We start from the raw sequence: 10,864 nt of genomic DNA, 5'->3' as shown, positions 1-10,864 counted from the left end.
TGACACATTTGTGGACTTCTCAGCACCGCCACTTTCTGTAAAATGTGGGATTCAAAACACCTCTGATGGCTTTATTGTAGCAAGATTTTTTCGGAAATGCAAGGGACAAGAAAGATTACTTGAACTTAATGCCGTTTTCTTTCAATTTCTTAATAGTAGCTGGGCCGATTCCTTTCAAAGCAAGGAGTTCTTTTTCAGTCCAATTTTTGAAATCTGACGCAGACTTGATTCCTTCATCATAGAAAGTTTTGGCACGGTCAAGTGGAAGTCCACCCAAGTTTGCTGCAAAATCTTCTACAGAATTGGCTACTTTTTGAGCTTGCTCTTTGGTAGCTTCTACTGCTTGTTCAACTTTTTTAGAGACAGCCTTACTAGCTTCGCTCGCTGACTGTTCTGCACGCTTCACGACTTTTTTTGTCTCTTCTACAACCTTCGTCACAGTACTTGAAAAGGCACCTGCACGACGGAGGCTATTTCGTAATTGTTTTTTACGATTGAGTTTCTTTGACATGATAAAATCCTTTCAATAAAAAATCCCTGCTCTGACAAGGATTTAATATAAATATTCTATCAAGATTTTAGTAAAAAATCAAGAATCTTTCTCGTTTAATAATTTCGCTCACCAAACAAGCCATCTGGCAAATCATGGAATCCCTTGCCTGCTTTGAAGTTTTCAAACTTACCAAGCAAGAACTGATAAGCATCCAAGCGACTTTCGTATCGAATCATGGCATCTTTGGCACGCTCATCTTGGTCTTCTTCGTATACTTTTTGGCTTTCCTTGTGCGCCATGTCGTTAATCATAATCTGGGTATTAACCCAAGCTTCAAATTCCTTCATAAATTCTTGTTCGTAACTCATTTTTTCTCCTTATTCTAATCCACGGAAATAGTCCGTATCAATCTCACGGTAGGGTTGAATATCCTGAACATACTCCAGCACTCCTTGGAATTCTCCGTTTTCATCGTGCACTGCAGCGTAGGTGATGTGGACAAACTTGCCTCGCGACTCAGACTTGAACCACATTTCATACTTATCCTTAGTACCCTCACGAAGCCCCTTCATGATAGTTTTGACCTTGTCCAAGTACTTAGGCGGATGGCAGAGTTCGACATTGCGCCCGACTTGAGACGGTGTTCGTTTGAAAATCATCTCATCAGCTGGCGCATTGTCATTATAATACTGGAAAATATCGTCTTTATTGACAAAGGTAATCTCCATAGGGAGGTGATTGAGAATAAGATTGGCCTGCTCGACTGAAAGATAGCCATTCCCAAAAGCCTGTTGACTATGACGATCCAGCACTGCTTCCTTTTCCTTAGGGGTAAAGGTAATGGTAAACTGTCCTTCAGGTGTATCGATGACTTGCTGAATTTGACCTTCAGCAGTGTTTAGCTGCACGGGCTCCTCTGCAATCTTTTCCTCAACAAAACTCTGTCGTTCTGGCACCCATTTCTCAGACGGACGGATGATAGCATAGCCATAGGCATCGCTCTCCTCCGCTATCTGAAGCCAGTCATCTTGGGTGAAGGACTCAAGGAGAATCATGAGAAGGATGGACTCTTCCTTGAAAATCATACTTTCAAACTCTGTCGCAAAGGCTTCAAAAGTTTCCTTTACAGTGCTAATCGACACTTCTGGTAGTGACTTGGCTGTCGCTAAAGCTGTTTGAAAGAGTTCCCTAATCTGGTCATCCACTCCCCACATAACTTTGGGAGGTGAATCGTGTCCATAACGCTCCATGATAGGAAAGAAGAGTTCTTCCTTACGTTGGTAATGGATGTCAAATTGCCCCACAAGTCCCATCTGACGCACCAAGCCCTTGCGCATCTCCGCAAGCATTTCTTCATCTTCCATGGACTCATAGGTATCTAACAATCTCCGAATGCGAATCAAGGCCGCACGGAGGGCCAGATTTTCTTCCTTGAAGACACGAACTGGGTGGCCTGGATGCTCAGTATCTGCAACTTCGACACCCTTAACAGCATTTTTAAAAAGATTAGCATGGACATCACAGAGTTCCATGACATCTTCAAAGGTGACACCTGAGTCTGAGTTCATCAGCTCGTGCTCCATAAGGGAAATCTCGATGGCTGAAACACCTGTAAAGGTCGCATCAAAGCGCTCCTGAACCGACTCAGGAGAGGCGCCATTGTGCAATTCTAACAAAATATCCCGTAGGATATGAATCCGTTCATCTGCCATTAGTCTAACCCAATCACTTCGTAGCCGTTTGCTTCCAGTGTGCGAACAATCTTGTCCATAGGAGTTCCTTCAAGCTTAGAACCCTGCTTAAGCGATACTTTACGACCAACTGTATTGCGCATTAAGGGATTGGCAAGGGGTTTAAAACCCAACTCCACTAGAATCTCTAAGACCTCTGGATGCTTGTCCACCACTTCTGCAACAGGAATTGACACATCGATGATATTGTCCATGACGACCTCCATTGTATGTTCTAAAATGATTTTACTGCTTATATTATACCATATGGAAAGAGATTAAAAAACTAGCAGGAGAGCTCCTGCTAGTTCTCTGCGACTTGTATTACCATCTAAATAAGTTTAAAGAGCCAATCCAATATTTTAAATAATAGCTTGTAAAACAGCAATTGGACTGCAAAAGAGATGATCATCCACAAGAATTTCACAATCCCAATAATCGGTTTGATAAAAAGAATAGCAAGAAGTTCCAAAAAAATTTCATTTTCTATCCTCTGGCTTGATGAGCCACCGAGCCGTATCCATTAACTTGTCTGCAATAAAGAGTTTCCCTAGACCGACAACGACATGGTCATCTTTCTTTATCGTTTTCATCACTTTTACACCTTGCATGGTCAAAAAGTAATTTCCGTAAGTTTTAGCTAGAATTTTTATGAGTCCCATATTACTCACCTTCGATGATTTCAGCTTCTTTTCGGATAGTATCAATATCTATTTGATACTGCCCTTCATTATAGTTAACTAATTTGGATAATTCCTTTTGCAGTCTTTCCCCCATCGGCTTCATAGTCGCAAAGGTTAAGCCACCAGAAAGGACACCTCCTAAAATAGGAATCACTTTTCCCATTCCCTTAGCCAAGCCTCCCTTTGTCAAGCTGACTCCAAAAATTTTCAAAACTTTTTCCAGAATAGGATACCAAAGTGTCTTTGTCAAAGCTTTCTGCGGAATCGTCTTCATCACATGCTTGGCAACTGTTACACCTCCAGAGCGAAGTAAAGCCCCTGCTCCATTTACCCCTAGCATGACACCGAGATAAAGCAAGAGGGTATTTTGAGCATCCTCGCTCAATTCATCACGGGATTCCCAAAGATCATCAAATCCATAAATATAGCCTAGTTCTTGGGCCAACTTTAATGAAAAAGCATAAAACTGAACTACATCTGTTGGAATAGTGATTGCCATGGCAATACCACCAGGTAAACCTGCCAAAATCGAAGTCCCGCTTGCTCGTAGAACATTGTCCTTAATACAGGTCTTAGCAACTCGATCCAAGCTTTCCTTTGTTAACAAAGAGGTCGGACCTTTTTCCAATAATGTAGCAATATCCTTTCGATCTAACTCTTTAGAAAACTTGTCAACTAAAAATTTTTCTCGATCAACTTTGACCATGGGTAATTTCACCACTTGTCGCAGCACTTGCATCGCTAACTCTTGTTTGCCCATCTCTACTTCCATTTATCATTCGTATTAAACATTATCATATCATACTATAAGGTATTTACAAATTTTTTAAACTGTTTTTTGCAATTACAAATACAGCTATTAATAGCTAGAAGAATCCAAGCACCAAAAAAGAGGGTTGTCCCTCCTTCTTAGTTCTTATCCAGATTGCGTAGCATTTCGTCAATCTTGTTCCCATACTCGATGGACTCGTCTTTGACGAAGGTCAAATCTGGGATTTTGTACAATTTCAAATTGCGACCAAGTTCACGTTTGATGGTACCAGTTGCTTTTTCAAGCCCGATTTGGGCTTTTTGATTATCCGAAGCAAGGTTACTCAAAATGGTGTAGTAAACCTTGGCAACAGACAAATCACCCAGCATCTGAACATCTGTGATAGTCACACCTTGGACACGCGGATCACGGACTTTCTTTTGCAAAATCTCATTGACTTCACGCTTGATTTCCATGCCCACACGATCCGTACGGAAATGATTTGCCATGATATTCCTTTCTCTACTTTGAACCAAAAGCTAGGCCAGCAGACCTAGCTATTTTTATTAGATAGAGGAACTAGAGCCATTTGAATCTAGGAAACAAGCCTTAGATAGAACTGAGGGTTCATCAAGGCGCTGTTGACGACGAGTCAAATGCGCTATCGTTTCTCTATTATCTCTTGATTTCTTCCATGACGTAGGCCTCAATCACATCATCAGTCTTGATGTCATTGTAGCCATCAATCATCAATCCACCTTCACGGCCGTTTGTAACTTCTTTAACGTCGTCTTTGTAGTGTTTCAAGCTTGCAAGTTCACCATCATAGATAACGACACCATCACGAATAACACGGACTTTAGAGTCACGGGTAACCTTACCGTTGATAACCATGAATCCACCGATAGTTCCCACTTTAGACACCTTGAAGGTTTCACGAATAACTGCTTCACCGATAACTTTTTCTTCGAATTCAGGATCAAGCATCCCTTTCATGGCTTCTTCCATCTCTTCGATAACCTTGTAGATAATGCTGTGGAGACGGATTTCCACATCGTCAGCTTCAGCTTGTTGACGAGCTTGCGGTGTAGGGCGTACGTTGAAACCAACGATAAAGGCATTTGAAGCTTCGGCAAGTGTCACGTCTGATTCGTTGATGGCACCAACTGCAGAGTGGACGATGGTCACTTTGACACCTTCCACATCAATCTTCTGAAGTGAGGCAGAAAGGGCTTCAACAGAACCTTGTACGTCGGCTTTGATGATAACGTTAACAGACTTGAGTTCACCAGCTTTAAGCGTATCAAAGAGGTTTTCAAGGCTGACACGTTGGGTAGCTTGACGTTGCTTCATAAGAGCACGTTTGGCACGTTCTTCACCAGCTGCACGCGCAGATTTTTCATCTTCGTAAACAGCAAAGTGGTCACCCGCCATTGGCGCTTCGTTCAAACCTGTGATTGAGACTGGTGTTGATGGTCCAGCCACCTTAACGCGACGACCAAGGTCATTGGTCATAGCACGGACACGACCGAAGGTGTTTCCGACAACGATTGGATCTTGGACATTCAAGGTACCTTGTTGAACAAGAAGGGTTGCGACCGCACCTTTTCCTTTATCCAAACGCGCTTCGATAACTGTACCGATTGCACGTACTGTTGGGTCTGCCTTGAGTTCTTGGATTTCAGCCACAAGAAGGACTGTTTCCAACAATTCTTCGATGTTTTGGTTGAACTTAGCTGAAATTTCAACAAATTCAGAATCTCCACCCCAAGCAGTTGACATAACTCCATGCTCTGCCAATTCACCGATAACGCGTTCTGGGTTAGCACCTGGTTTATCAATCTTGTTAATGGCTACGATGATTGGAACGTTGGCAGCTTTTGAGTGGTTAATGGCTTCGATAGTCTGAGGCATAACCCCGTCATCTGCCGCTACGACCAAGATCGTAATATCGGTAACAGATGCACCACGCGCACGCATCGATGTAAAGGCCGCATGTCCTGGTGTATCAAGGAAGGTAATCTTCTTGCCATTTTCAACGATTTGGTAGGCACCGATATGTTGCGTGATACCACCCGCTTCACCTGTCGCAACACGAGAATTACGAAGAGTATCTAGAAGTGTTGTTTTACCGTGGTCAACGTGTCCCATGATAGTTACAACTGGTGGACGCTCTACCAATTCATCTTCATTGAGATAACCATCTTCGACAAAGAAACGTTCGATGTCGGCATTATCCACTTCAACCTTTTGTTTGGCTTCGATACCATAATCCACCATGAGGAGTTCGATGGTTTCTCCATCCAAAGATTGGTTTTGTGTGGCCATGACACCCATCATGAATAGTTTCTTAACGATTTCAGCTGGTTCACGTTTGATACGTTTTGCGATTTCCGCAACGGTCATACCATCTGTATATTCAAATTCTGTTGGCAATTCATGGAATTTACGCTCCGTAACAGGTTTTGGAGCCTGATTACGGTTGTTCTTGTTATTACCTTTTTTGTTCTTTTTGTTGTTATTCCAGTTACTATTTCTTTGATTTCTCACTTGATTTTGACTACTTCGATTCTTTTGTTGTTTTCTAGGACCATCTTCTTCGTGATCATAATCATCACGTTCTTTGTCTGGTCGGGCTTGCTTCTTACGACGTGTATCCACTGCAGCTTCTTTTTTCACAGGAGCTGTTTCAACCACTGCTTGAACTTGTTGCGCTTGTTCAGCTAACTTAGCAGCTTCTTCAAAGATTTCCTCTGGTTCCTTGCGTTTGTTAGCTTGGGCCAAGGCTTCTTTGGCAGCCTGAGTTCGTTTGAAACGTTCCTCGCTTGAACGTGCGTACTCTGCATTTTGTTCTGCTTTTAGGGCAGCTGCACGGGCTTTAAAGTCAATACGTGGAGCCGCTTGATTTGGACGTTTGTCCTCTTGTTGACGACGCTCATTTCCACGATTTTGCTGACCTTGCTGTTTCTTAGCTTGGTCATTAAAGCGACGATTGTCGCGATTGCCTTGACCTTGTTTTCCACCATTACGTCCATCATTTTTCTGACGGTTTCCGTTTTGTTGTTGGTCACGGTTATTGCCCTTATTTTGCTTGCGTCGTTCTGCCTGCTCTTTGGCACGGGCTTCACGTTCAGCCTTGAAATTACGGCTTTGCGGCTTTGCGGCTACTTTTTCTGTCTTCGGAGCAACTGGCTCAGCCGTTTTTGCCTCTTCCTTGGCTACAGCTGGTTTAGCTGGTTCAGATTTTTCGGCTTTCTTTTCTGCACTTGCTTTTGGTGCTGCAGGTTTTGCTTCTTCTTTCGGAGCAGCTACAGTCTTAAAGCTGGCAGCGATTTTTGCAGCGACAGCTTCTTCCACACTTGATGAGTGGCTTTTCACATCCAAGCCCAACTCTTTTGCACGCGCTACAACTTCTTTACTTTCTTTTCCAAGTTCTTTTGCGATTTCGTACAATCTTTTCTTAGACAAATCATGTCCTCCTCTTCTATTCCATAAGAGACCTCATTTTCTTTGTAAATCCAGCATCTGTTACAGCCAAAACCTTTCTCGATTTCCCGACTGCTATGCTTAATTCCAGTGTTGAAAACACGGTTACAATTTCTACTTGATAATAGTGACTTTTATCTTGAATCTTCTTGGTCAGATTGGGTCCAGCATCATGGGCTAGAAAGACCAACTTGGCCTTGCCGTCTTGAATGGCCTTGACGACCAATTCTTCACCCGATATGATTCGCCCTGCTCGTTGAGCAAGTCCCAAGAGATTACTTATCTTTTGCTTATTCAAGTCCTAACTCTCTTCTTTTCACTTTGTGATCCACATAAGCGATCAACTCATCATAAAAGCTTTCTTCAACTTCCATGTTAAAGCTGCGGTTAAAGACCTTCTTCTTTTTCGCCTCTAAGGCTTCTGCATTGTCTAGCTTGATATAAGCACCGCGGCCGTTGGCCTTGCCTGTCGGATCGATAAAGACTTGTCCTTCCTTATTTTTGACAATGCGGAGCAAATCACGCTTATCAATCACTTCATTGGACACAACAGACTTGCGCAAAGGGATTTTTCTCGTTTTCATCTTTCCCTCCTCTAGCAGCTTTTATTCTTCGATAGTATCGTTTTCTGATCCCAAATCTACCGAACCAGCTTCTTCCATGGCTTCAAATTCGCTAGCAGACTTGATATCGATACGGTAACCAGTCAAGTGAGCTGCCAAGCGAACGTTTTGCCCACGACGACCGATAGCAAGAGAAAGCTTGTTATCAGGAACAACCACCAAGGCACGTTTGCTGTCGTTTTCATCAAAGATAACTTGGTCAACCTCAGCAGGAGCGATGGCATTGTAGATAAATTCAGCTGGGTCTGCTACCCACTCGATAACGTCGATGTTTTCTTCGATTGGTACCATACGGTCACTCTTAGCGTCATAGCGAGCTGGGTGGAACTTGCTAGTGATTTTCTTGATGTTAGCTCCACCACGTCCAACGATTGTACCGATAGCGTCCACGTTTGGATTATGGCTGCGAACGGCAACCTTAGTACGGTCACCTGCTTCACGAGCTACGCTCATGATTTCAACAGTTCCATCATAAACTTCTGGAATTTCTTGCTCCATCAAACGTTTGATCATTTCTGGATGGCTACGGCTAACAAAGACGTTCACACCACGAGGGTTGTCTTCAACCTTGTAGACATAAACTTCGATACGATCGTGGGAAGCAAAAACTTCACCAGGAATTTGGTCTTGTTTTGACAATTGGGCTTCGATGCTGCCAAGGTTGACATAGATGAAGCGGTTGTCAAAGCGTTCTACTGTACCAGACATGATTTCTTGCTCATGTTCTTTGTAAGTATTGTAAGTAATGGCACGTGTTTGCTTGCGCATTTTTTCCATGATGGTTTGTTTGGCAGATTGAGCTGCTACACGACCAAACTCAGCAGGTGCTTCTTCAAACTTGATTTTGTCACCAAGTTCATAGGCTGAATTAATGGCAAGAGCATCTTTCAAGCTGATTTCCAAACGGCTATCAAATACTTCATCAACAACTTCACGGACAGTATAAACTGTAAAGTCACCTGTTTTTTCGTTGAAATCAATAGCTACGCTATCAGATTGACCATAGCGTCTGCGATAAGCGGAACGAAGCGACTCTACTACTGCGTCGATGATGTCTTCTTTTTTGATTCCCTTGTCTTCTTCCAAAATGCGGAAGGCCTCTAGCATTTCTTTACTCATGTTTTCTTCACTTTTGAATCCTCAAAAGCTATCCTTTCTTTTTCTATAATTTAACTGCTAAACGTGCTTTTGATACTAAACTGTATGGAATTTGAACGGTTTTCTTACGCGTCTTGTCCATATATTCCATGGTCAACTCGTCCTCTTCAAAGGCCACTAAGATTCCTTCAAAAACCTTTTGCTTATCGATGGCTTGGTAGAGCCCGACATGGATGTATTTCCCAACCGCTCCAGCAACGGCATCCTTGGTTTTTAAAGGACGTTCCAATCCTGGACTGGTGATTTCTAGGAAATATTGTTCTGGGAAGGGATCTGGCTTGATAGTATCTAGGACAGGACTGATTATTTCTGTCAAGTCTGCCGTGTCGTTCAAGGTAATTCCTTCAGGTTTATCTACAAAAATACTGAGAATCATGTCACTGCCAATCTTTCCATACTCGATATCCACGAGTTCGAAAGGTTCTTGAATGACAGGTTCTACAACTTCTCTGACTAATTCTATGATTGTTGCGATTACGTCCACCTCCTCATAAGCAAGAGGCGAAGATATTTCCTCGCCTCACTTTTCATATTCTTGTTACAAGTATAACACAAATTAAGCTAACCTGCAAGGATTTGACCTTGAAGCTTTTTGTCTGAACTTACAAGACTACACTTTTCTTTTACTGCGCCTCTTCTAATAAGCCCAAGTCGTATTTCCAAGTTAAAATACGTCTGACAGATTCATCAATACGTCCTTCTGTCAACTCTCCAGAGGAAATTTTCTTTACTAGATAAGGGATCTGGGTTTGATAGGATGACCCTAGAATCAGGTCATTTCCAGCTACAATCACTTGAAAAGCAGCTTCTTCCTGACTGACAAAATCGGCTATCCCTGCCATATCAAAATCATCCGTCATAATGACACCTTTGAAATGCAATTCCTTACGAAGAAGGTCCGTGATTTTTGGGGAGATGGATGACGGCACTGTGTCGATTTTAGATAGGATATTGTGAGAGACTAACACACTATCCGCCCCTGCATCTATCCCAGCTTGAAAGGGAAGAAAATCTGCTTGTCTTAATTCATCCAGAGAACGGTTGTCTTGGATAATAGCGGTATGACTGTCTCCATTATCGCCATATCCTGGAAAATGTTTCAAGGTTGACCCAACCTTACTCTTTTTAAGTTCTTCTACAACCTGTTGAACATAGCTTGCAGTTGTTTGGGCATCTTGTCCAATCGTTCGATTATAAATGAAGGCTGATTGATTCCTTGCAAGATCTGCAACCGGGAAAAGTCCAGCATTGATACCAACAGATTTTAGCAGTTCCGCCTTTTGCTTCGTATCAGAAAGCACTGCGTCCATTCCCCCTTGCTGATAAAGTGCCATAGGAGATTGAAAAGGAGTTTCTAAAATCGAACTGATACGAGTCACTGTCCCTCCTTCTTCATCTGAACCAATCAATAAAGGAATCTTTGCAGCAGCTTGGTAACCCTTTGTTAAAGCCTTTATATCCTCTATGCTTCGTCCCTCAAAATCTCTGCCAAATAAGATATAACCAGACAAATGATAGGATTGGAGATCTTCTATCTGATGATCAGAAGGAACTCTGACCCAAAATAATTGTCCCACTTTCTCTTCCAAGGTCATCGTGGCTAATCTGTCTTCGATAACCTTATTTTCCTCTCCTTCACTGGTTTCAATAGTTGTTTCAGTTTTTTCTGCTTGCACCTCTACCTGTCTATGTTGTTGATAATCAGAAAAAATCAAACTACCTATCACAAGGAAAAAGAAAAGATAGAATGCAAGAGGATTTATACTATTTCTCATAACCTTTTCATTATACCACTTATCCGGCCGCAAATACACACTTAGCAAAAACTACCTGTTTGAAAATTAAACTAAAAGGACCTAATTCTGTTCAGTACAGAACTAAATCCTTAGAATATATGATTCGTTTAACTTTTTGAATGCGAAACAGTTTTTGAAATCCCT

The 10,864-nt window shown here is 42.2% G+C and carries 13 protein-coding genes; all 13 read right to left on the bottom strand.

What is annotated here, in order from left to right; translation table 11 throughout:
• Positions 1 to 115 precede the first annotated feature (115 nt).
• Positions 116 to 511: a hypothetical protein gene (locus tag NMM17_RS05855; RefSeq protein WP_000038632.1), complete on the bottom strand. Its 396-nt coding sequence runs from the start codon at positions 509 to 511 to the stop codon at positions 116 to 118.
• A gap of 95 nt (positions 512 to 606) precedes the next feature.
• On the bottom strand, positions 607 to 861 hold the full coding sequence (locus NMM17_RS05850) for a DUF1912 family protein (protein WP_000119706.1): 255 nt from the start codon (positions 859 to 861) through the stop codon (positions 607 to 609).
• Positions 862 to 870: 9 nt separating this feature from the next.
• On the bottom strand, positions 871 to 2,205 hold the full coding sequence (locus NMM17_RS05845; protein WP_254754028.1) for a DUF438 domain-containing protein: 1,335 nt from the start codon (positions 2,203 to 2,205) through the stop codon (positions 871 to 873).
• Positions 2,205 to 2,438: a DUF1858 domain-containing protein gene (locus NMM17_RS05840; RefSeq protein ID WP_000368739.1), complete on the bottom strand. Its 234-nt coding sequence runs from the start codon at positions 2,436 to 2,438 to the stop codon at positions 2,205 to 2,207. The genes NMM17_RS05845 and NMM17_RS05840 overlap by 1 nt, the downstream gene beginning before the upstream one ends.
• A 264-nt stretch (positions 2,439 to 2,702) precedes the next feature.
• Entirely contained in the window at positions 2,703 to 2,885 is a 183-nt protein-coding gene (locus tag NMM17_RS05835) for a hypothetical protein (RefSeq protein WP_049550820.1), read from the bottom strand.
• 1 nt (position 2,886) lies between these two features.
• Positions 2,887 to 3,666 (bottom strand): hypothetical protein, encoded by a 780-nt coding sequence (locus tag NMM17_RS05830; RefSeq protein ID WP_000517915.1) that lies wholly within the window; start codon positions 3,664 to 3,666, stop codon positions 2,887 to 2,889.
• A gap of 149 nt (positions 3,667 to 3,815) precedes the next feature.
• Positions 3,816 to 4,166: a 30S ribosome-binding factor RbfA gene (gene rbfA / locus NMM17_RS05825; RefSeq protein WP_001273601.1), complete on the bottom strand. Its 351-nt coding sequence runs from the start codon at positions 4,164 to 4,166 to the stop codon at positions 3,816 to 3,818.
• Between the two features lie 166 nt (positions 4,167 to 4,332).
• Entirely contained in the window at positions 4,333 to 7,125 is a 2,793-nt protein-coding gene (gene infB / locus NMM17_RS05820; RefSeq protein WP_254754027.1) for a translation initiation factor IF-2, read from the bottom strand.
• Positions 7,126 to 7,141: 16 nt separating this feature from the next.
• The gene (locus NMM17_RS05815) at positions 7,142 to 7,441 is read right to left on the bottom strand and encodes a YlxQ-related RNA-binding protein (RefSeq protein ID WP_001041390.1); all 300 of its coding nucleotides are present in this window, start codon (positions 7,439 to 7,441) and stop codon (positions 7,142 to 7,144) included.
• Positions 7,434 to 7,727 carry an RNase P modulator RnpM gene (locus tag NMM17_RS05810; protein ID WP_000857560.1) on the bottom strand — a complete coding sequence of 98 codons (294 nt, stop codon included), beginning with the start codon at positions 7,725 to 7,727 and terminating at the stop codon, positions 7,434 to 7,436. The genes NMM17_RS05815 and NMM17_RS05810 overlap by 8 nt, the downstream gene beginning before the upstream one ends.
• A 21-nt stretch (positions 7,728 to 7,748) precedes the next feature.
• On the bottom strand, positions 7,749 to 8,885 hold the full coding sequence (nusA, locus tag NMM17_RS05805; RefSeq protein ID WP_000032286.1) for a transcription termination factor NusA: 1,137 nt from the start codon (positions 8,883 to 8,885) through the stop codon (positions 7,749 to 7,751).
• A gap of 43 nt (positions 8,886 to 8,928) precedes the next feature.
• Positions 8,929 to 9,408, bottom strand: a complete 480-nt coding sequence (gene rimP, locus NMM17_RS05800; RefSeq protein WP_254754026.1) for a ribosome maturation factor RimP — start codon at positions 9,406 to 9,408, stop codon at positions 8,929 to 8,931.
• A gap of 139 nt (positions 9,409 to 9,547) precedes the next feature.
• A complete protein-coding gene (locus tag NMM17_RS05795; protein ID WP_254754025.1) occupies positions 9,548 to 10,699 on the bottom strand; it encodes a glycoside hydrolase family 3 protein in 1,152 nt (383 codons plus the stop codon).
• Positions 10,700 to 10,864: the final 165 nt, after the last annotated feature.

It is taken from the genome of Streptococcus sp. CF7_Ac1-12 (assembly GCF_024295905.1).
Classification (GTDB): Bacteria; Bacillota; Bacilli; order Lactobacillales; family Streptococcaceae; genus Streptococcus; species Streptococcus mitis_AP.
The sequence above is the reverse complement of the archived record's forward strand: the minus strand, read 5'-3'. Positions and strand labels throughout refer to the sequence as shown.

Bases quoted from the DNA above. Each gene is read 5' to 3' on its own strand.
- NMM17_RS05840 (WP_000368739.1), bottom strand. From the start codon at position 2,438: ATGGACAATATCATCGATGTGTCAATTCCTGTTGCAGAAGTGGTGGAC.
- NMM17_RS05855 (WP_000038632.1), bottom strand. From the start codon at position 511: ATGTCAAAGAAACTCAATCGTAAAAAACAATTACGAAATAGCCTCCGT.
- nusA (WP_000032286.1), bottom strand. From the start codon at position 8,885: ATGAGTAAAGAAATGCTAGAGGCCTTCCGCATTTTGGAAGAAGACAAG.
- NMM17_RS05845 (WP_254754028.1), bottom strand. From the start codon at position 2,205: ATGGCAGATGAACGGATTCATATCCTACGGGATATTTTGTTAGAATTG.
- NMM17_RS05850 (WP_000119706.1), bottom strand. From the start codon at position 861: ATGAGTTACGAACAAGAATTTATGAAGGAATTTGAAGCTTGGGTTAAT.
- NMM17_RS05830 (WP_000517915.1), bottom strand. From the start codon at position 3,666: ATGGGCAAACAAGAGTTAGCGATGCAAGTGCTGCGACAAGTGGTGAAA.
- NMM17_RS05835 (WP_049550820.1), bottom strand. From the start codon at position 2,885: ATGGGACTCATAAAAATTCTAGCTAAAACTTACGGAAATTACTTTTTG.
- rbfA (WP_001273601.1), bottom strand. From the start codon at position 4,166: ATGGCAAATCATTTCCGTACGGATCGTGTGGGCATGGAAATCAAGCGT.
- NMM17_RS05795 (WP_254754025.1), bottom strand. From the start codon at position 10,699: ATGAGAAATAGTATAAATCCTCTTGCATTCTATCTTTTCTTTTTCCTT.
- NMM17_RS05810 (WP_000857560.1), bottom strand. From the start codon at position 7,727: ATGAAAACGAGAAAAATCCCTTTGCGCAAGTCTGTTGTGTCCAATGAA.